The sequence below is a fragment of the Campylobacter concisus genome (genome assembly GCF_015230015.1).
GTDB lineage: Bacteria > Campylobacterota > Campylobacteria > Campylobacterales > Campylobacteraceae > Campylobacter_A > Campylobacter_A concisus_AF.
Map to the genome: position 1 here is coordinate 23,349 of NZ_JAAKZC010000006.1, position 21,110 is coordinate 44,458.

The following is a 21,110-nucleotide window of genomic DNA, read 5'->3' on the forward strand; positions in this document are numbered from 1 at the left end:
AAATGCCAAAACTTCATCTAGTCTCGCTTGGTTGTAATAAAAATTTAGTTGATTCTGAGATCATGCTAGGACGCTTGCAAAACTACGATATCACGGACGATATCAGCGACGCAGACGTCATCATCGTAAATACTTGCGGATTTATCAAGTCTGCCAAAGAAGAGAGCATACAAACTATACTTGAGATGCACGAAGCTCGTAAAAATGGCTCTTTGCTCGTGGTGACTGGCTGTCTTATGCAGCGCTACAAAGATGAGCTTATAAAAGAGCTACCTGAGGTCGATCTCTTTACCGGCGTGGCAGACTACGACAAGATCGATGAGATCATCTTAAAAAAGCAAAATTTATTTAGCCCTCAGACTTATCTGCAAGCAAACGAAGAGCGTGTGATAACTGGTTCAAACTACCACGCCTACATCAAAATTTCAGAGGGCTGTAACCAAAAATGCAGCTTTTGTGCGATACCGACATTTAAGGGCAAGCTAAAATCGCGCTCGCTTGAAAACATCGTAAATGAGGTCAAAAATCTAGTCAAAAAAGGCTACTACGACTTTAGCTTTTTATCCCAAGACTCAAGCTCATATATGCGCGATCAGGGCGTTAGCGACGGGCTAATAAATTTAATAGACGAGACAGAAAAGATAGAAGGCGTAAGGAGTGCCAGGATACTTTACCTCTACCCAAGCACGACCAGCAAGGAGCTCATTTCGCGCATCATCGCTTCGCCTATCTTTCACAACTACTTTGACATGCCTATCCAGCACATCAGCGAAAATATGCTAAAGATAATGAAGCGCGGAAGTGGTGCTAAAAAGATAAAAGAGCTTTTAAATTTGATGAGAAATGCCAAAAATTCATTCTTGCGAACTGGTGTCATCGTGGGACATCCAGGCGAGAGCGAGGAGGATTTTGAGGAGCTTTGCGAGTTTTTAGAAGAGTTTAAATTTGATAGAATTTCAGCCTTTGCCTACTCAAAAGAAGAGGACACAGCCTCTTTTGAAATGGAGCAAATCCCAGCTAAGATCATCTCAAAAAGGCTAAGCAAGATAGAAAAGATCACCAAAAAAGCGATAAATGAGAGCTTGCAAAAAGAGCTTGGCAAGCAAATTTACGCATCGCTTGAGGGCATAAGCAGCGAAGGTGAGATGTTTTACGCAGCCAAAAAAGATATCTGGGACAAAGATATAGACGGCGAAATTTTAATCAACGAAAGCGACGTAAAAGAGCTTGAGATCGGCTCGCTTTATCTCTGCGAAGTAAGCGAGATGGTCGATCAAAAGCTAGTCGCAAGAATCATCAAAAAAGCAAAATGATAAGCCAAGATGTGCGTGAGAGGCTAAGTGCAGGTGCTAACCTGCTAGCCTTCTCGCACGGCATAGATAGCACTGCACTTTTTTACATTTTACACGAGACTGGGGTCAAATTTGACCTAGCCATAGTCGATCACAACGTTAGAAAAGAGAGCAAATTTGAAGTTGAAAGCGCCAAGGAGCTTGCCAGTAAATTTGACAAAAAGATCTACGTAAAAAGTGTAAATTTAACTGGGTCAAATTTTGAAAGCAAGGCGCGCGAGGCGAGGTATGAGTTTTTTAGCGAAATTTGTCAGAAATTTGGCTATGAAAATTTGATCTTAGCACATCAATTTGACGATAAATTTGAGTGGTTTTTGATGCAGCTTGGCAAGGGCGCTGGGCTAAAAGAGCTCTTTGGCATGAGCGAGCTTGAAAGGAGAGAGCACTTTTGGCTCGTTAGGCCGCTTTTAAATTTACGTAAAAAAGAGCTTCAAAGCTACCTTGATGAGAGAAATTTAAAGTATTTTGTCGATGAGACAAATTTGGAGGGTAAGCTTAAAAGAAGCTTTGTGAGGTTAAATTTTAGCGAGCCGTTTTTGGACGAATACTTTAGCGGTGTTAAAAAAAGCTTTGAGTTTTTGGAGGCTGATAGGCAAAATTTGCTGCCAAATATAGCCAAAATAGACGATGAAATTTTTGTTGTAAAAAATGATAGCAACGTGGTGCGAGGCGTCGATATGGCAGCAAAAGAGCTAAATGTACTTTTAAGCAAGGCTCAAAAAGATGAGCTAAGTGCAAATTTAGCAAAGCAAACAAGTGTGGTGCTAAGTGGCAAGATCGCCGTTGGCTACGCTAATGAATACATCTTGGTTACGCCATTTTGCAAAGCCGTAATGCCAAAAGAGTTCAAAGAAAGAGCTAGAATTTTCAAAATCCCAGCGATAAATAGAGGCTATTTATTTACAAACGGCATTCAAATAGAAAATCTTTCTAATTTTTTTAGCAAATAGAGCTTTTTAGTCTGTAAATTTGATCTACTAAAGGATAATCTAAAACTAAATTTTACTTCAACTCTCAAGCAAGCGCCCACAAACATTAGTATTTAGAGAAAAACTGCGAATTTGGTTTTGGCTATTTTTTATCTCTGAGATAAACTGCTTTTGCATTTAAATTTAGAGTATAAAGGCTATAAATTTAATCCACAAAAGAGCAAATTTAAAATTTCTAGCGCTAAATTTTACCCTTACGATATTAACACTAAGGCGACAAGTGTGCAAATTTGAAATTTTATCAGCAAATTTGCTCCGGCTCTTTTTTGCTTTGTCGTAGCTGCCTTTAAAGTTAAATTTGGAGTGGCAAGAGCTATAAAATTAAGGTCAAATTTATAGCTCTAACCTTAGCAAAATATGGCACTAAAGCCGCAAATTTGATCACATCGCCTACAAGCCATTAAACAAAACAATAAGAGCATAAATTTATATACGCAACAAAATTTTGCGAACGAGATAATGAAATTTGCAGATTATTAAGATCAAACACGAGCCTAAATTTAGCCTCAGCTCGTCTGCTGTGCCAAATTTAGAAAACGTGCAAAAAGTAAAATTTAGCAAAGCTCACAACAAAAGACAGCCCATAAAACAAATTTAAACAATCCAGCAGTTTAATTCTACCTCATCAAATCCATTTGCATAAAATAATGCGTAAAATTTTATAAATTTTATTACGCACTAGGCGAGGATTTTTTCTATCAGCTCTCTTTTTAGCACAAAGTCATAGCTAAAAGCATTCACCACGACGCCAGCATAACTACTCTCTTTTAGCATCGCTAGATACTCTTTTAGCCCTATCTCTATGCTCTCTTGCTCACTGTCATTTCGCCAAAGCTTCATCGCCTCTTTGCTAGTAAATGCCGGAAAATAGCTAAGCTTTTCGCTCTCATCTTCAAGGAGGATAAATTTGATATTTGAGCCCTCTTCTTCATAAACAACGCCACCATCAGGCTTTGCAAGTGCTTGGTTTAAAAGCACTGGAGCAAAAAATGTGGCCTTTTTCAAAGCCGATATCAAATTTATCTCATTTTGCTGGCTAGGCTCATTTAAAAATTTATCCATCGCTTCTTGCATATTAACCCCTAAAAGCCTCGTCTACGGCCTGGCAGATCGTGTGTATAAAAAAGATGTGCGACTCTTGGATCCTTGCAGTATCGCTTGAGCTAACAACTAAATTTAGATCACATCCTTCATTCATCGCGCCACCGCCTTTGCCGCTAAGTCCAAGCACCAATGCGCCCATTTTCTTTGCACTTTTTATCGCTTCAAGGACGTTTTTACTATTGCCACTTGTTGAGATCGCCACGAGCAAGTCACCCTCCTGCGCTAAAGCCTCAAACTGGCGTGAGAAAACGTAGTCAAATCCGTAGTCGTTGCCAATGGCTGTAAGCGCTGAAGTATCGGTAGTTAGCGCGATGCCTGGTAGTGCTTGACGCTCGCTTTTATATCTGCCAGTTAGCTCGGCCGCAAAGTGCTGTGCGTCCGCCGCAGAGCCGCCGTTGCCACATATCAGCACCTTTTTGCCATTTTTTAGCGTATCAGCTACCATCTGGCAAGCACGCTCAAGCTCGCCTAACAAATTTACATGCTCGTTAAAGGTCTTTTGGTGAGCCTCGAGCTCATTTTTTATCATCGTTTTTAGCATCTTTTATCCTTTTTATTATCCCTGTCGTGCTTTTGCCCTCGACAAAGTCAATCAGCCTGACCTCTTTTACGATCTCGCTGCCAACGACCTCTTTACCCTTGTAATCAGCCCCTTTTACAAGCACGTCTGGCTTTATCTTTGTTATCAAATTTAATGGCGTATCCTCGTCAAAAATAACGACATAGTCGACAAATCCAAGCCCACTTAGCACGCAGGCTCTATCATCTTGTGAATTTATAGGACGCTCATCGCCCTTTAGCCTCTTAACTGAAGCGTCTGAGTTTAGCCCAACGACCAAAAGATCGCCAAGCTCCCTTGCTCGGGCTAGGTATTTTACGTGCCCAGCGTGCAAGATATCAAAGCAGCCATTTGTGAAAACGACCTTTTTCTTGCCCTTTTGGCTCAAAATTTCTTCTAACTCCTCGACGCTTTTTAGCTTGTGCTCGAAATTTGCCCCAAACGAGCTATTTAGCAACTGCTCGATCTCGCTAAAACTAGCCGTTGCGCTGCCTATCTTTGCCACGACGACGGCTGCTGCGAGGTTTGCTATCTTTATCGCCTCTTTTATATCAGCCCCGTTTGCTAGCATGTAGCCAAGTGTAGCCAGCACCGTATCTCCAGCGCCAGTGACGTCAAAGACCTCTTTTGCCTTAGCAGCAAATATGTGTAGCCTATCATCATATAGCGCGATACCCTCTTCTGAGATCGTGATGATCGAATAGGTCAAATTTAGCTCGTCTTTTAGCTGTTTTATCGCCTTTTCAAGCTCGGTTTTGTCTTTTATCTTTAAATTTGTAGCCTCGCTCGCCTCTTTTTTATTTGGCGTTAGAAGGGTTGCGTTTTTATACTTTGAGTAGTCGCTGCCTTTTGGGTCTATGAGCACTGGGATCTTTAGTCTCACGCACTCGTTTATGATCTCTTGGCAGACTTTTTCGCTAAGCACGCCTTTGCCGTAGTCGCTTAGCAAGACGGCCTTAAAATTTGCAAGATTTTCTTTTACTTTTAAGACGAGCTCATCTTCTAAATTTATCTTGACAACGCTCTCTTTATCGATCCTGACAACTTGCTGATGAGATGCCATGATGCGGCTTTTTATCGAGCTTTCACGCCCTTTTTCAGTAAGGATCAGCTCATCTTTTACATTTAGCTCAGCAAGCTTCTCTTTTATCTTTTTACCAGCCTCGTCATCTCCTAAGACGCTAGCTACGCTCACATTTGCGCCAAGCGAGAGCAAATTTCTCACCACGTTGCCAGCACCACCAAGCGTGTAAGTTTCGTTATTTATCTTTACGACCTGCACTGGCGCTTCAGGCGAGATGCGCTCGCAGCTGCCCCAGATATAGTGGTCCAGCATGAGATCGCCGACGACTAAAATTTTAACCCTCTTAGCCATTTATCTCTTCCTTATAAATTCTCTTTATCTCTGGCAAGTAGTCTTTTATCGCCTCTTCCAAGCTCCACGTAGCACTAAAGCCAAATGCCTCTCTAGCTGGGGCTACGTCGGCTTCTGTGTGAAACTGATATGAGCCGACAAATGGGTTTTTTATGTATTCATTGCCTAAATTTACGCCGATCTCGCGCTGCAAGATGTCGGCGATATCTTGAAAGCTTCTAGCCTTGCCAGTAGCTGCGTTATAGACGCCACTTGGTGCATCAAGCGCTTTTATGTTTGCGTCAATGATATCTTTTATATAGACAAAGTCGCGTTTGATCTGGTCGCTGCCCTCAAAGAGCCTTGGGGTCTTTCCAGCTAAAATTTGCAGGCCAAACTGAAGCACCATCGAGGCGGTCTTGTTTTTGAAAAACTCGCCTTTGCCAAAGACGTTAAAATACCTCAGCCCAACCACGCTCACACCGCGCTTTGCGTAAATTTTATTGATATTATCCATGCTTAGCTTGCTAAAGCCATAGACGTTATTTGGTGCTTCGCACTCGCCAACGGTTTGTGGGCTCTTTGCGTTGCCATAAGTCGCCCCTGAGCTTGCGTAAATCATCTTTGCGCCCAAGCTCTCGCAGATATCTAGTAAATTTACAAAGGCATTTACATTTGTTTTTATAAGCTCATCTTGCTCTTTTACGGTCGTGTCTGAGATCGCTGCCTCGTGGTAGATGACGTCTGGAGCAAAGTCTTTTATCTTTTCAAGTGTGCTGCGATCGTTGATGTCACCAGCGTAAATTTCACCTTTAAAACCAAGTAAATTTTTAAAATGCCCAAAGCTTTTTAGGTTGCCATTGCTAAATGTCTCGTCGTTTCTAAATTTATCCACGACAAGCACGTGAGCGTCTTTATAGTTTTCATCAAAATAGTGCGCCAAGGCTGAGCCGATAAAGCCAGCGCCGCCAGTTATAACTATCTTTTTTCCGTTTAAATTCATAGTGATTTTTCCTTTTTTAGCTTATTTAAAACATCTCTTACATCTTTAAAATTTATACCATCAAGCAAGAAATTTCTACCAACACCTGCCCTTTTGCCAGCCTCGACGTCACTTGGTTTATCGCCTATCATTAGCGAGTTTTCAAGCTCTATGTTAAACTCTTTGCAAGCATCGAGTATCATTTTTGGATTTGGCTTTCTGCAGGTGCATTTTTGCTCTGGAGCGTGCGGACAAAAATAGACTTTTGTGATAAAAATTTGCTCTTTTTTAAAGCTTTCTAGCATAAATTTGTTTAGAGCGTCAAACTGCTCCTGCGTGTAGTAGCCCCTGCCGATGCCTGATTGATTTGTCACGACAAAGAGCTTGTAGCCAGCCCCAGCAAAATCTCTTAAGGCGTCAAAAATGCCATCAATAAATTTGAAGTTCTCAATCTCACAAACATATCCAGCGTCCTCATTTATGACGCCGTCGCGGTCTAGAAAAAGTGCTTTGTTGGCTGTTTCTTTTATCATTTGGTGATTATAGCCAAAATATTTTAACCCTCCCCTTGCAAATTTACATTTTTGTATTATAATGCCAGCACGTTTTTTAAAAAGGATGACAAATGAAAAAACTACTAATCGTTTCAAGTGTTGCAGCACTACTTTCAACTGCTGCTTTCGCTGCAGATGGCGCTACTATCTATAAAAAATGCGTTGCCTGTCATGGTGCTAAAGCTGAAAAAGTTTTCAATAACAAAGTTCCAGCTTTAACATCACTTGATGCAGCAACTATCGAGGCAGCTCTAAAAGGCTACAAAACAGGAGCAAATAAATTTGGTCTTGGTGCTATGATGAAACCTATCGCTACTCCAATGAGCGATGACGACATCAAAGCAGTAGCTGAATACATCCAAACTTTAAAATAATCACAGGGGCGCTCGCCCCTTTTTATAAATCCAAACTCACACTAAATTTTAAAAGCTCTTTTGGCAGATAGTCATCGATGTTGTTGATTGTATTGTTGTCTATTTCTATTAAATTTAGATTGTATTTTTTATAAAGCTCTATCTTTTGCTCTTTTCTTTTTATATACGCCTCGTCATCTTTCAAGCCCCAAAATTCAACATAAACCTTGCCTTTTGGTATGTAAAAATCACAATATATGTCCTCTTTTATCGGCACTCTTTTTTCATAAGCGTAGGCTATGCTCTCAGCAAAAAGCCAGTTTGCTATAACTAGCTCGGCCCTACTTCTTACATAGTAACCGTCGTTTGTTCGGTATTCAGCCTTAAATTTCTCTCTAAAATCTTCTTTTTGCTCTTTTTCAAGAGCTTTTTCGCCACTTTTTGTGATCTCGTCTATAAAATTTTCGTTATAAACTATCCTCTCATCCCACCTAACGCTAGCTCGGCCCATATAGTAGTTTTGCATGCCGCCATAGTATTTGCCGATATCTGTTACATTGTAGCCATTGTCACATTTTTTTATAAAGCCCAAATTTAGCAAAGCCAAATTTACATCTTTTGCATTTTTGCCAAATTTCTTTGCTATCTCTTTTGCACTAAATGTATCAGCTATATTTCTTTGATTAAATTTTACGTAAGTTTTTTGGCGCATCTTTCGCCTGATAAATTTTGTTATCAAATTTACTAAAATGACAAATATTATAATAGGCAGCGCAAAGCTAAAAAACGCTGGCAGCATAGTGGATAGTAAATTTGCCGTATCAAAAATTTGCATTTTTATGGTGTAGTGAGAGTAAATTTAAATTTTAAATGATAAATTCTGGCTCAAATTTTGTCCCATTTACCCTGACAACCCTTGCTGGTATGCCAACTACGGTTGCGTTTGCTGGGACATTTTTTAGCACGACTGAGTTTGCACCGATCTTAGCATTTTCACCGATAGTTATGGCACCAAGTATCTTTGAGCCAGCGGCGATAGTGACGCCATTTTTAATGGTCGGATGGCGCTTGCCACACTCTTTGCCAGTGCCTCCAAGTGTCACTTGATGATACATCATCACATCATCACCAACCTCGGCCGTCTCGCCGATAACCACGCCCATGCCGTGATCTATGAAAAATCTCCTACCGATCTTCGCCCCTGGGTGTATCTCTATGCCTGTTAAAATTCTTGCGATTTGCGAGATGAGTCTAGCTAGAAAAAACCACTTTTTTTCATATAAAAAATGAGAAATTTTATGAAACAAAACCGCATGGATGCCAGGAGTGTTTATAAGTATTGCCAAAAAGCAACAACTATGCACCGATGGGTCTTTTTCACGGACGGTTTGAACTAGCTCTTTTAGACTCTCCCACATATTTTATGCTCCGTAAAGCTCTGTACTTAGGTATCTTTCGCCGTTATCTGGCGCTATGAAAAGCACTTTTTTGCCAGCGCCAAGCCTTTTAGCCACTCTTTTAGCAGCCACGTAAGAAGCGCCGCCACTTATACCAAGCATCAAGCCATCGCTCTTTGCGACCGCTCTAGCTGCGTTTAGTGCGTCCTCGTTGCTCACTTTTTCTATCTCGCTAACTAGGCTTAGATCCATTGTGTTTGGCACAAAACCAGCTCCGATGCCTTGAATTTTATGTGGTCCAGCGTTGCCGCCACTTAGCACAGGTGATGCTTCAGGCTCAACAGCAACGATCTTTGTGTTATACCCTTTTGCTTTTAGCACCTTTGCCACGCCACTTATCGTGCCACCCGTGCCAACGCCCGCCACAAAGGCGTCTAGCTCGCTAAAGTCAGCCATGATCTCAGCGGCTGTTGTTAGCTCGTGAGCTTGTGGGTTGTATTTGTTTTCAAACTGGCTTAGCATTACGTGATTTGGCTGGGCAGCTAGCTCGGTAGCCCTTGCGATCGCCGCTTTCATGCCACCAGCTGCAGGGGTAAGCTCGAGCTGAGCGCCATAAGCAGCCACGATCTTGCGCCTTTCGATACTCATGCTCTCAGGCATGCAAAGTATCACTTTAAAGCCAAGCGCCGCACCGCACATAGCCGCGCCGATGCCGGTATTGCCACTTGTTGGCTCGACTATCGTATCGCCCTCTTTTAGAGTGCCATCAGCTAGCATTTTGCTTATCATATTAAATGCGATCCTATCTTTTACAGAGCCGCCTGGGTTAAAAAACTCTAATTTCACATAAATTTCAGCCTCATCGGCACCTGTTTTTACCTTTACAATAGGTGTATTACCGATCGTTTTAACGATATTGTCGTATATCATTGCCTCTCCTAATATAAATTTTACGTAAATTTAGCACAGAATTTAAAATAAAACATAAAAAGTCCTAATTTGCGCCAATTTAAAATAAATTTTAGTTTCTAATGCTATCAAGCACCTCTTGTCCGTTTTGGCTTAAAATTTTGCCTTTAAAATTTTCCTTGCAAAACTCTAAAATAAGCGAATGATAGAGCTTTAGAACCTCAACCTCATCAAATTTATCACTATCAAGAAATTTGTAAATTTCATCATACTCAAGCGAGCTAAACCACTCAGCCGCCTCGTCATAACACTCGAAATTATAGTCAAAATATGCCATTATCCTAAGCGCGTAAGCATCAACGACCATATATGGCTTCCCACAAGCATAAGCTAGTATCGCGTCACAACTCTCTGCGCCAACGCCTTTTACGTTTATTAGCCACTCGCGGCTTGCGTTTTCTTTGAAGTTATCAAAGCTCTCAAATTCATTTTTTATAGCTAGACAAAGCGTCTTTAGCCGTTTTGCCTTTGTGTTGTAAAAGCCACTTGGTTTTATGAGCGTGGCAAGCTCGCTGTTTTCAAGCGCGCAGATAGCTTGCAGGCTATCTTTGCCTGCTTTTTTTAGATTATCTAGCGCTTTTTCTACGTTTTTCCAGTTGGTATTTTGCACTAAAATAGCGCCCAAAATGACCTCAAAAGTGCCCTCACCTGGCCATTTTAACTCATCAAAATTTCTACTTTTGTGATTTAGCAGGGCTAAAAACAGATCAGTTGATCTCATTTGAAATTTTCTTTAAATGTTAGATAAAACTGCTTTGCCGTCCTACCGCTCCTGCTAGCTCTTAGCGTGGCGAAATTTTTAGCAAGATCATGCAGTGTCGCCCTATCGCCAGAGTAGTCTTTAAAGTAAAAATCAACCATTTTTAGGTACTCATCGTAGTTGCCTTGATAAAAGCTGACCCAAAGTCCAAAGCGGTCTGAGAGCGAAATTTTCTCCTGAGTAGCGTCGCTGTAGTGGATTTCTCCGTCTATTAGCTGCGAGTTTTCATTTTCGCTTTTAAACTCGCTTATTAGGTGGCGGCGGTTTGAAGTGGCGTATAAAAGGACGTTTTTAGGCGGCTTTTGGATAGAGCCGTCCATGATAGGCTTTAGAAATTTGTACTCATTGCTGCCATTTTCAAAGCTTAGGTCGTCACAAAAAATGATAAATTTAAACTCGCTTTTTCTGATCTCGTCGATGATATCGCCAAGGTATTTTAGATCCTCGCAGCCGATCTCGATGATACGAAGCCCCATCTTATAAAACTGCGTAAACACCGCCCTTACAAGGCTTGACTTGCCACATCCTCTCTCACCCCAAAGAAGCACGTGGTTTGCCTCGTCGCCAGCTATAAAATTTCTAGTATTTTTTAGCAAAATTTCCTTTTGTTTTTCCAGTCCATAAAGTGAGTCGATATCGACAAAATCAATATCCTCAACCGGTTTTAACATCCCTTTTGTACTTCTATATATCGCTGCGTACTTCACGCCCCAATCTATCATCTCTTATCCTTTCTTAGATAGACCAAAATTTCAGCCAAAACATCGTCGTCGTCCTTGCTGCGTGACTTTAGCCTGATCTTCTCGTCGTCATTTTTTGTTATTAGTATGTTTTGCTCGCTATTTGAGATCGTTTTTATGCCAGCTTTTAGGGCTAAAATTTTGATGATGATGACGTCTAAAAACTGCTTTGTAAACGTATCTATCTTGCCAAATCTATCCTCAAGCTCACTTTGTATCTCATAGACCTCACTCACCTCTTTGCACTTGCTAAGGCGCCTGTAAATTTCAAGCCTTAGCCTATCTTCTCTTATAAATTCTTGATTTAAAAAGGCGCTCACACTAAGCTTTAGATCGATCTTGTCAAGCTTTGCGGAGTCTTGATTAAGAAGCTTATTTATCTCATCTTCTAGCATTTTTAGATATAGCGAGTAGCCGATAGCCTCGATGTGACCGCTTTGCGCCTCGCCGATGATGTTACCACCACCTCTTATCTCAAGGTCGTGATAGGCTAGCACTGAGCCAGCGCCCAAAAATGAGTTGCCTTCAAGTGCCACAAGGCGTTTTAGAGCGTCCTTGCTAATGGCTTCTTTATCCTCAACCAAAAAGTAGCAGTATGCCTGCTTGTCGCTTCTACCCACGCGACCGCGCAGCTGGTGCAGGTCAGCCATGCCAAATTTATTGGCATTTTCTACGATTATGGTGTTTGCATTTGGCAGATGAATGCCGCTTTCAACGATGCTGGTGCAAAGTAACAAGTCATACTCGCCCCGCTCAAATTTCATCATCTCATCTTCAGCGACTTTTGCGTTTATCTTTGAGTGAAGTATCAAAATTCTAAGTTTTGGCAAAATTTTTCTTAGATCATTTGCAGTCTGCTCGATGTCTGCGATGTGGTTATGGATGTAAAAGGTCTGCCCGCCGCGTCTTAGCTCACGCATGATCGCCTCTTTGACGACCTTTTCGTCCCACTCTCTCACGCTTGTTCTGACATCTAGCCTCGAGCTTGGCGGAGTGGCTAAAATGCTATATGTTTTTATCTTGCTAAGTGCCATATTTAGGCTTCTTGGTATCGGCGTGGCGCTCATACTTAGGATGTGTGAGTGCTGAGAAATTTCTTTTAGTTGCTCTTTTTGCTTAACGCCAAATTTATGCTCTTCATCAACGACGATAAGCCCTAAATTTTCAGCCTTTACGCCAAGAAGCGCATGCGTTCCAACGCAAACTATGGGCTCACTTTCTTTTAGCGCTTTTTGCAAGCTTGCCTTTTCTTTAGCGCTTGAGAAACGGTCTAACCTAAAGACCTTTATGCCAAATTTGCTAAATCTCTGGCTTAGTGTCTTGTAGTGCTGCGAGCTAAGAAGTGTCGTTGGCACGAAGAAAAGCGCACTAAAGCCTGATTTTATGCAGGTAAATATGGCGTTCATCGCAACTTCTGTTTTGCCAAAGCCAACATCGCCACTAAGCAGCCTATCCATAACCTTGCCGCTTTTTAGCTCATCTTTTATATCATTTACCGCTTTTTGCTGATCGCTCGTGTATGAAAAACCAGCGTCTTGGACGAAATTTAAATAAGAGATGTCCTCGTTTTTTAAAATTTTACCTGCGATTAGCTCCCTTTTTGCGGCCATCGCCACGATCTTTGAGGCGATCGCAAAGAGCTTTTCTCTCACTTTTTCTTTTATCTTGGCAAAATTTGCCTTGCCAAGGCGATCAAGCACCGCCATAGAGCCATTTTGCGCGATGTAGCGATCTATTAAATTTAGATGTTCAACCGGCAAAAGAAGCTTGTCGTCATTTTGATAGGCGATAACCACAAATTCTTTCGTCGCGCCCAAAACCTTGATCTTTTCAAGCCCCAAAAAACGGCCTATACCATACTCTTCATGCACGACATAGTCATTTACTTTTAGCTCATCTACCACGAGGCTTGAGCGTTTTACTCGTCTTTTTTTCTCAAATTTATTTAAAGAAACTACGATCTTGTCGCTTGAGGTTAGATTTACCACAAGAGGCGAAATTTCAAGCTTTACGTTGGCAAAGCCATCAAGCTCATAGCCCTTAAAAAGTCCCTCATTTCTTGAAAGAACGGTTATATTTTTGCTCTTATTTAGCTCAAAAAAGTCAAAATTTAAAGTAACTTCTAGGTCTTTATAGACCTTTGGCTCAGGCAAAATTTCAATGCCCTTAAATTTCTCCTCAGGCGCGTCATAAATTTCAAAATCGATCTTCTTAACCAGCTTTGAGTCAAATTCTTTTAAGTAGTCGCTAAAGCTATCTATCGCCCAAAATCCAAGCGAATTTAGATCACTTACCAAGGCGTCGCTTTGCATATCCTCGATCTTTTGGCTCACTTTTTCAAACTCATCTTTGCTAAGATTTGCGATAAATGGCACGATCTCGGCCTCGCTTAGCTCATTTTTATTGCTTATCTGCGTGGCGGTGTTGTAGTTTCTAATGCTCTCCACCTCATGGCCAAAGAGCAAAATCCTAACAGGATCATCCATATTTACACCGTAAATGTCAATCACTTCGCCACGTATGCTAAACTCGCCAACGCTCTCAACGATATCGACGCACTCATAGCCAAAGCGTATGAGCAAGTCGGCAAATTCGTTTAAATTTAGATTATCTTTTAGCTTGATCGTTGAGCTTTCTAAGTTTTTTTGCGTTGGAAGTGGGTTTAAAAGCGTGCTAAATGGGCTTATGATGATCTTTTTGCCATCAAATTTATAGTATTTGCTAAGGACTGATGAAATTTCAAAAAGCTCTTCGTTAAAGCTTCTTAGATCATCGCCCTTTTTAGCTCTAAAATCAGGTAGTTTAAATGCGCTAAAGCCAGCAAAACTGGCCGCATCAGCGCAGAGCGCCGCCTCTTTATCATCTTCGCAGATGAGAATTTGTGGGGCGTGCGTTAAAAGATACTCATAGACCCTTGCTTGCATAGTACTCTTTTAAAAAGGCTTCGGCCAGGTGAAACGAGCCAAATGCTAGGTAAATTTTGCCGTTTTTTGCCTCTTTTATATCATTCATATCGCTTGGCTCAAACTCTCTATGCGAAATTTCAAGCTCGTTTAGCGCTTTGTTTATGAGCTCTCCGCCAAGCTCCCTGCCCTCGCAGTGGTAGTGATAAAGCAGCACGCTCTCGATGACTGGCTTTAGAGCTGCCAAAACTGCCTTGAAATCTTTATCCAAAAATGAGTTATAAACTAGCGTTATCTTCTTGCCGTTAAATTCATCAGAGCTAAATTTCTTAGCCACAGCCTTTGCGCCAAGCTCATTGTGACCGACATCAACGTATAAATTTGAAGCGATCTTTTCACATCTACCACGAAGCGATAAAGCGCCAAGCTTTTTGATATCTATGCTGCTATCTAAAATTTTAGCCGCGGCGTAGGCTAGAGTTAAATTTGAGCGCAAAAACTCTGGTAGGTTAAATTTATCTGCGTAGTTTGCGATCTCGTTTAAATTCTCTTTGGTCAAAATTTCTCTTGGAAAGCTCAGAGTTGCGCCTTTTTCGCTTGCGATCTCTTTTGCGATAGCCGCACTTATCTCATTCATCTCATCATTTAAAATAGCTCTTTTGCTCATGGCTTCAAATTTCGTGCGTGAAATTTCTTCTAAGCTGTTGCCTAATATCGCCGTGTGATCAAAGCCGATCGGAGTAAAGATGCTTAGCTCTTTTTCAAAGACATTTGTCGCATCCAGCACACCGCCCATGCCAGCCTCGCAGACAAAGTAGTCGCAACCCTCAAAAAGCACCGCAGAAAGCAGCGTCATATACTCAAAATAGCTCGTTTTTATCTTGTACTCGTCGCTTAAAAGCCCTTGTAAGCGCTCGTGAGCCACCTCTAAAATTTCATCGCTAGCGACCTCGCCATTTAGCCAAAATCGCTCGTTAAATTTAAATATATGTGGGCTCGTGTAATGCCCTACTTTTGCCCCATTTTGGCTTAAAATTTGTGCTAAAAAGCGGCCCGTGCTACCTTTGCCATTTGTGCCGACGATGTGGATTATCTTAAAAGGTTTCAGATGCCCTTTGATCGTATCATAAGCCCTTATGATCCTACCATAGTCTATCTCTTTGTAGTAAAGTGGCTTGCCGTCAAGAAATTTCGCTAGGCTCATTTTTCCTCGATTATCTTTGGCATGACTTGGTTTCTGCCGCCCTCTTTTGAGAGATAGAGCATCTTATCAGCGCCCTCAAGTGTCATCGTGTCACTTAAATTTGCGCTTCTTGTAGCCACACCAGAGCTAATGGTAACTTTGATGCGCTCGTTTTTATAGATAAATTTGAAATTTTCTATCATACTTCTTAGCTTCTCGCCAAATCTAACTCCATCTTTTAGGCTCGTACTTGGTAGCAAAATGACAAATTCCTCGCCGCCATATCTACCGACAAAATCAACCTTTCTAGCATTTTTCTTAAGCACCTGAGCCACGGCTGAAAGGATCACATCGCCAGCTTCGTGGCCGTAAGTATCGTTTATCTTTTTAAAGAAATCAATATCAACAAAACAGATCGAATAGTCCGTGCCGTAGCGCTTATAGGCTTCTTCGATACGCTGAATTTCACTCATCAAAGCTCTTTTTGTGGCCACTTTGGTTAAAAAGTCCTCTTTGCTCTCAAGCTTAGCAGCCTCCAGCTCTTTTTCTAGGCTAATAACCCTGTTTTGTAGCTCAGAAATGGTCGCTTGCTTGCTATTCATCTCAAGGCCAAGCTCCTTACTCTCGATCTCAAGCGCACCCGCGATCTCGATAAGCATGCTCTTTACATGATCTATGCTGTTTGCATTTAAATTTACCTTTTTAAGGTCGTTTTTGATGCTTTGCGCCTTAGCTGAGCTACTTTTTGAGCTAGCTGCGATGTCAGAAATTCTATCGCCTATGTTTTGCAAGATGTTATTTATCGAGCCCACTTTTTCGATGATCTCGGTTCTATCTTCTTCGATCCTGCGATCGACAAAGGTTTTTATCTTCTCTTGAAATTCTTTACTATTTAGACTTTGTGGATTTTGTTTTAAAACGTTTCTAATGATGCTAAGCTCTTCGCCAAGCTCTTTTGTGATAGAAGGCTCAAGCGCAAAATTTAAAAGCTCAACTAAAGCGTTTTCTTCGCCGCTCTCATTTTTTTGAGAGAGAAATTTCTCAAGCTCAGCGCTCATAGTCCTTAGATCGTCAAAGTCTCTCACACCATAATATTTCAAAAAGTCCAAAAATTCAGTGTCATAAGAGCTTATAAAATCAAACCATTTAAGGCACATCTCTTCAAGATTTTTCTCATCATATCTTCTAGCAAGTAGCTGCATGCCCTGCTCTGCTAGAGCTTTTGCATCTTTGTTGTGAAGCATAGAGATAGCTTGGAGGATTCTTCTTGCAAAGGCGTTTAGTGACTTTAACTTTTTATCATCAACGACTTGGGCTGCGCCATTTTTAGCGCCATGAGAGAGCCTAGCGGTCATAAAAGCTACAAATTCATCAACCGTTTTTATATGAAGACTTATAGCTTGCGCTTTATAGTCATCACCAAGCCTTGAGATATATTTTTCTATCTTTTTGCTCTCTTCAGTTGTAAAGCCATATTTTTTAGAAATTTCATTATAAACTTCGGTGTAATTTTCTGGCGTTAGCATCAAATGGCGATCTTTTATCTCGCTTAAGGCTTCCTTGACTATTTGACTAACGGTTATTGCTGCCATTTTTATATCCTTTTACAGCTAAATTTGCGATGTACTCATCAAACGCCTCTTTTGAAGCCTCTTTTATGGCTTCATATTTTTGAGTATCGCTAAGAACACTATCGGCAAATCTTACATCTTTTTGACGTCTTGCCACGCTAAAATCATACTCGCCAGTAGCAGGTATATCTACGACACGACCATCTTTAAATTTGGTTTTATAGTTTAGAATTAAAAGAGCTTTATAAGATGTGATATAGCCATATTCATCATAGATTATCGCTTCATAAGTTAAATTTTGCACTGAGACAATTATTGAAGTATCAGCACTATCTTTGCTTGATAGTGATTTATGTAGCCTTGCGACCATGCCCTCTTTTACGGCGTCTTTTATCCAAACGCTATTTTTTGGCTCTTCTTTGCTGATGATAACATCAACATAAACTCTATCTCCAACCAAATCCTGCGAGATCTTTGAAACTGGTTTATAGCCACATCCACAGATAAATATCGCAATAAAAAACGCTAAAAAATACCTCAAAATTTATCCTTTAATGACAAAATTTACTAATTTGCCTTTTATATAAATCTCTTTTAAAATTTCTTTGCCCTCAAGCCACTTAGCCACATTTTGCTTGGCTAGTTTTAAAATTTCACCCTCACTCTGGCTCGCTGCCACTTCAAACTCAGCCCTTTTCTTGCCATTAACTGTAACTGCAAGAGCGATGCTATCTTTTACAAAGACCTCTTCTTTTACAGCTATCTTTGTGAAATTCTTTCTACCAAAAAGCTCTTCGCTAAGCTCATTTGCGATGTGTGGCACGATGGGTTCTAGTAAATTTAGGATGATAAAAAAGCCCTCAGCATTTACATCGTCATTATCCTGCGCATTTATGGCATTTAGCGCTTCCATGCAAGCAGCGATTAAAGTATTAAAAGCAAATGTATCGCCAAAAACCTCGGTTGATTTTTTAAGCGCTTCATAAATTTTTAGCCTTGCAAATTTCTCATCTTTGCTTAGACTTTCATGATCTATCTCAGGCAGCTTATCTACCTTTTTGATAGTTTGCGCCTTCTCCCAAAGCCTATTTAAAAACCTAAATGCGCCCTCAACTGCGCTATCGTTCCACTCAAGCTCTTTTTGAGGAGGCGCTGCAAATAGGATAAAAAGCCTTGCCGTATCAGCGCCATATCTATTTATGATATCATCAGGATCTACGACGTTACCCTTGCTTTTACTCATCTTTTTGCCATCTTTTAAGACCATGCCTTGAGTAAGTAAATTTTCAAATGGCTCATCATCTCTTAGATAGCCAAGATCTCTTAAGACCTTTTGAAAAAATCTAGCGTATAAAAGGTGCAAGATCGCATGCTCGATACCGCCGATGTACTGATCTACATTCATCCAATAATTCACGCTTTTTTCATCAAGCGCTTTTTGCTCCCACGTCTTCTCATCGCTTGCAAATCTAGCAAAATACCAGCTACTCTCTACGAATGTATCCATCGTATCAGTCTCTCTGATCGCGTCTTTGCCGCATTTTGGACACTTCGTAAATTTCCAAGTTGGATGTTTATCAAGTGGATTGCCCTCGCCTGTGATTTCGACATCTTCTGGTAGCGCGATAGGTAAATTTTCCTCTTTTTCAGGCACTACGCCGCAGCATTTGCAGTGCACAACAGGTATTGGCGCACCCCAGTATCTTTGGCGAGAAATTCCCCAATCCCTTAGCTTATAGTTTGTGATCCTTTTGCCTAAACCATCTTTTTCAAATTTCTCTATTATAAAGCTTTTGGCATCCTCTGAGCTAAGGCCGTTTATAAGCTCAGAATTTATAGCAACTCCGTATTCCGAATATGCTTTTGAGCCGTCACTCTCGCCCTCAAGTGGCTTTACGACAGGTTTTATAGGTAGATTAAATTTGCTTGCAAACTCGAAGTCCCTTTGATCGTGCGCAGGAACAGCCATGATAGCGCCACTGCCGTAGTCAGCTAGGATGAAATTTGCAACCCAAACTGGGATCTTTTCATTTGTGAGCGGATGAACGACGTAAATTCCTAAAAATTCCCCATCTTTTTCGCTTGCTTGACGCTCTCTTGGGCTTTGATTAAGTATTGTTTTTATCTTTGCTTTTTTGCTTTCATCAAATTTATCACTTTCAAGAAGCGCTTTTACGATAGGATGCTCTGGCGCAAGAGCTGTGTAGCTAACGCCATAAATCGTATCAGGTCTTGTTGTAAATACCTCAAAGCCATCAAATTTACCGCCCAAAGTCTCTTTTGATGCCTCATCAAGGCTAAATTTAAACTCCAGACCATAGCTTCTACCGATCCAGTTTTCTTGCATTGTGATGACTTGATTTGGCCATTTGCCCTCAAGAAGCTTTAGATCATCAAGCAGCTCGCTAGCGTATTTTGTGATGTTGAAGTAATATCCTGGAAGCTCTTTTTGCACCACATCATTACCGCATCTCCAGCATTTGCCGTCTTCAACCTGCTCGTTTGCAAGCACGGTTTGATCGTATTCACACCAGTTTACGATGGCGTTTTTTCTATAAACAAGCCCTTTTTCAAACATCTTTATAAAAAAGCTTTGCTCCCACTTTGTGTAAAGTGGGTCAGATGTGGCTAAAATTCTCTTTTTAGAAAACGAAAAGCCAAGGCTAGCAAGCTCTTTTTTCATATAGTCGATGTTTTCATAAGTCCAAATTTTAGGGTGAATTTTATGTTTTATGGCTGCGTTTTCAGCTGGCATACCAAAGCTATCAAATCCAATAGGATGAAGCACGTTGTAGCCGCTTTTTCTATATGATCTAGCCAGCGCATCGCCGATAGAGTAGTTTCTCACATGCCCCATATGTATGCGTCCGCTTGGATATGGAAACATGCTTAAGATGTATTTTTTTGGCAAGCTTAAGTCGTCTTTTGGCTCAAATTCCTCATTTTTATCCCAAATTTCTTGCCATTTTTTTTCTATCTTTAAAGGCTCATATTTTCTCTTCTCAGCCATTTTTTCTCCTAAAATTCTTCTTGTGATTTGCTTGATTCTATTAGTACCAAGGCTAGTGAAAATATATTTGCAATGACTGCGCCAATAGCTAGTGAATAGCTAAGCGTTGCATTTTCAGATACTTGCAAAATAACAAAAGCTGGTATAAGGTGCAAATCAGCAACCAGAGAGCTTGCAAAAAGCTCAGCTGATAGTAAATTTTTAACGCCAATCTTAAGTAGCGTAGAAACTAAATTTATACTAGCTGCCACAAAAAGGGCGATCTCGTTTTTATCATATAAAAACTCCGCCGTAGTCGTAAGACTCATCAACGCAAAAAATATGTAGATAACTTTTCCCCAGTTCATTATCCCTCCTTACACAACGCCTTTTTCAAACATAGCACGCTCTTTATCACGCTCTTTTTTGATCCTTTGCTTTTCAGCCTCTCTAGCTCTAAAATGCTCGATGCTAAATTTAAACCAGATAAGAAATGGTGATGAGATGTAGATCGAGCTGATCGTTCCTATAACTATACCAACGATAAGAATAAATGAAAATCCATGTATCATATCTCCGCCAAACAAAAATAGCACAACAACAGTCATCATCGTAGTGGCTGAGGTTAGGATAGTTCTTGAAAGTGTAGCTGAGACTGACTCGTTGATAACGCCCTCGATATCGGTTCTCTTGCTCTCTTTGATGCCTTCTCTGATCCTATCAAAAATGATAATCGTATCATTTAGCGAGTAGCCAAGCACTGTTAATACAGCCGCTAGAGTATCTAAATTTACATCAATACCAAATAGCGAAATAGCGCCAACAGTTATGACTATATCGTGAATTTCAGTTGCGATCGCAGCTAGCGCAAATCTCCACTCAAATCTAAATGTAATATAAAGAAGCACGCCAATTAGTGAAATTCCAAGAGCCATCAAGCCCTTTTGCCTAAGCTCGTCACCAACCTTTGGACCAACGATATCAACACGTCTTACTTCAAAATTTCCAGTATCTTTTAAAATTTGCTTTATCTCAGTACCGATGTCACCAGTTAAATTTGAGCTTGATCCTGAAAATCTAATAACAGCCTCATCTTCGCTTCCAAACTCAGTAACAGAGGCGTTTTTAAGCACTTCATTTGTGCCAAAAGTATCGCGAATTTTATCAAGTGGCGCTTTGGTATCGTATTTTAGCTGTATAAGCGTACCACCAGAGAAGTCGATGCCGTAGTTTAGACCCTTTGTTGCAAGCAAAAAGATCGAGCCAACAAATAAAAATATAGAAAGTGCCAATGAAGCAAATCTAAACCGCATAAAATCATAAACTTTTGCCTTAGTAAAAATTTGCATCC

The 21,110-nt window shown here is 40.7% G+C and carries 21 protein-coding genes; 4 read left to right on the plus strand and 17 right to left on the minus strand.

The genetic code is table 11. The features are described 5' to 3' along the window. The first annotated feature begins 2 nt into the window (after positions 1-2). The 3 genes from rimO (at position 3) to G6W42_RS10645 (ending at position 2,939) form a co-directional block, all read left to right on the plus strand. Complete coding sequence (gene rimO / locus G6W42_RS04470; RefSeq protein ID WP_194173110.1) at positions 3-1,313, plus strand: 30S ribosomal protein S12 methylthiotransferase RimO; 1,311 nt, start codon at positions 3-5, stop codon at positions 1,311-1,313. Beyond that, on the plus strand, positions 1,310-2,302 hold the full coding sequence (tilS, locus tag G6W42_RS04475) for a tRNA lysidine(34) synthetase TilS (RefSeq protein WP_194173111.1): 993 nt from the start codon (positions 1,310-1,312) through the stop codon (positions 2,300-2,302). The genes rimO and tilS overlap by 4 nt, the downstream gene beginning before the upstream one ends. Positions 2,303-2,807: 505 nt before the next feature. Next, complete coding sequence (locus G6W42_RS10645) at positions 2,808-2,939, plus strand: hypothetical protein (RefSeq protein ID WP_275944651.1); 132 nt, start codon at positions 2,808-2,810, stop codon at positions 2,937-2,939. An 80-nt stretch (positions 2,940-3,019) separates the two neighbouring features. Here G6W42_RS10645 and G6W42_RS04480 read toward each other — a convergent pair whose 3' ends face one another. From G6W42_RS04480 to gmhB, 5 genes are read right to left on the minus strand one after another with little or no spacing between them, the layout of a single operon-like run. Continuing rightward, a complete protein-coding gene (locus G6W42_RS04480) occupies positions 3,020-3,415 on the minus strand; it encodes an SseB family protein (protein ID WP_194173112.1) in 396 nt (131 codons plus the stop codon). Between the two features lies 1 nt (position 3,416). Next, on the minus strand, positions 3,417-3,986 hold the full coding sequence (gene gmhA / locus G6W42_RS04485; protein WP_194173113.1) for a D-sedoheptulose 7-phosphate isomerase: 570 nt from the start codon (positions 3,984-3,986) through the stop codon (positions 3,417-3,419). After that, positions 3,961-5,379 (minus strand): D-glycero-beta-D-manno-heptose-7-phosphate kinase, encoded by a 1,419-nt coding sequence (rfaE1, locus tag G6W42_RS04490; RefSeq protein WP_194173114.1) that lies wholly within the window; start codon positions 5,377-5,379, stop codon positions 3,961-3,963. Before rfaE1 ends, gmhA begins: the two co-directional genes overlap by 26 nt. Next, complete coding sequence (gene rfaD / locus G6W42_RS04495) at positions 5,372-6,361, minus strand: ADP-glyceromanno-heptose 6-epimerase (protein WP_194173115.1); 990 nt, start codon at positions 6,359-6,361, stop codon at positions 5,372-5,374. Before rfaD ends, rfaE1 begins: the two co-directional genes overlap by 8 nt. Beyond that, a complete protein-coding gene (gmhB, locus tag G6W42_RS04500; RefSeq protein WP_346010463.1) occupies positions 6,358-6,930 on the minus strand; it encodes a D-glycero-beta-D-manno-heptose 1,7-bisphosphate 7-phosphatase in 573 nt (190 codons plus the stop codon). The genes rfaD and gmhB overlap by 4 nt, the downstream gene beginning before the upstream one ends. Positions 6,931-6,965: 35 nt before the next feature. Here gmhB and G6W42_RS04505 point away from each other — a divergent pair, with 35 nt between their 5' ends. Continuing rightward, on the plus strand, positions 6,966-7,268 hold the full coding sequence (locus G6W42_RS04505; protein ID WP_087580869.1) for a c-type cytochrome: 303 nt from the start codon (positions 6,966-6,968) through the stop codon (positions 7,266-7,268). Positions 7,269-7,290: 22 nt separating this feature from the next. Here the strand turns inward: G6W42_RS04505 and G6W42_RS04510 are convergent, their stop codons facing one another. From G6W42_RS04510 to secF, 12 genes are all read right to left on the minus strand, one after another. Beyond that, positions 7,291-8,082: a hypothetical protein gene (locus G6W42_RS04510; protein WP_242042695.1), complete on the minus strand. Its 792-nt coding sequence runs from the start codon at positions 8,080-8,082 to the stop codon at positions 7,291-7,293. Positions 8,083-8,113: 31 nt separating this feature from the next. Then, complete coding sequence (gene epsC / locus G6W42_RS04515) at positions 8,114-8,665, minus strand: serine O-acetyltransferase EpsC (protein ID WP_194173117.1); 552 nt, start codon at positions 8,663-8,665, stop codon at positions 8,114-8,116. 3 nt (positions 8,666-8,668) lie between these two features. After that, positions 8,669-9,574: a cysteine synthase A gene (cysK, locus tag G6W42_RS04520; RefSeq protein WP_194173118.1), complete on the minus strand. Its 906-nt coding sequence runs from the start codon at positions 9,572-9,574 to the stop codon at positions 8,669-8,671. 91 nt (positions 9,575-9,665) lie between these two features. Beyond that, positions 9,666-10,334, minus strand: coding sequence for an endonuclease III domain-containing protein (locus G6W42_RS04525; RefSeq protein WP_194173119.1), 669 nt, complete (start codon positions 10,332-10,334; stop codon positions 9,666-9,668). After that, positions 10,331-11,095, minus strand: coding sequence for an ATP-binding protein (locus G6W42_RS04530; protein WP_194173120.1), 765 nt, complete (start codon positions 11,093-11,095; stop codon positions 10,331-10,333). Before G6W42_RS04530 ends, G6W42_RS04525 begins: the two co-directional genes overlap by 4 nt. Beyond that, positions 11,092-14,037 (minus strand): transcription-repair coupling factor, encoded by a 2,946-nt coding sequence (gene mfd / locus G6W42_RS04535; RefSeq protein WP_194173121.1) that lies wholly within the window; start codon positions 14,035-14,037, stop codon positions 11,092-11,094. Before mfd ends, G6W42_RS04530 begins: the two co-directional genes overlap by 4 nt. Continuing rightward, positions 14,018-15,220 carry a Mur ligase family protein gene (locus tag G6W42_RS04540; protein WP_194173122.1) on the minus strand — a complete coding sequence of 401 codons (1,203 nt, stop codon included), beginning with the start codon at positions 15,218-15,220 and terminating at the stop codon, positions 14,018-14,020. The genes mfd and G6W42_RS04540 overlap by 20 nt, the downstream gene beginning before the upstream one ends. After that, positions 15,217-16,791: a GGDEF domain-containing protein gene (locus G6W42_RS04545; protein WP_194173123.1), complete on the minus strand. Its 1,575-nt coding sequence runs from the start codon at positions 16,789-16,791 to the stop codon at positions 15,217-15,219. Before G6W42_RS04545 ends, G6W42_RS04540 begins: the two co-directional genes overlap by 4 nt. Next, positions 16,772-17,311, minus strand: a complete 540-nt coding sequence (lptE, locus tag G6W42_RS04550) for an LPS assembly lipoprotein LptE (protein WP_194173124.1) — start codon at positions 17,309-17,311, stop codon at positions 16,772-16,774. The genes G6W42_RS04545 and lptE overlap by 20 nt, the downstream gene beginning before the upstream one ends. Positions 17,312-17,314: 3 nt before the next feature. Further along, positions 17,315-19,780 carry a leucine--tRNA ligase gene (leuS, locus tag G6W42_RS04555; RefSeq protein ID WP_194173125.1) on the minus strand — a complete coding sequence of 822 codons (2,466 nt, stop codon included), beginning with the start codon at positions 19,778-19,780 and terminating at the stop codon, positions 17,315-17,317. Between the two features lie 8 nt (positions 19,781-19,788). Next, positions 19,789-20,127, minus strand: coding sequence for a DUF6394 family protein (locus G6W42_RS04560; RefSeq protein WP_002942000.1), 339 nt, complete (start codon positions 20,125-20,127; stop codon positions 19,789-19,791). A 9-nt stretch (positions 20,128-20,136) separates the two neighbouring features. Next, positions 20,137-21,108 carry a protein translocase subunit SecF gene (secF, locus tag G6W42_RS04565; protein ID WP_194173126.1) on the minus strand — a complete coding sequence of 324 codons (972 nt, stop codon included), beginning with the start codon at positions 21,106-21,108 and terminating at the stop codon, positions 20,137-20,139. Between the last annotated feature and the right edge of the window lie 2 nt (positions 21,109-21,110).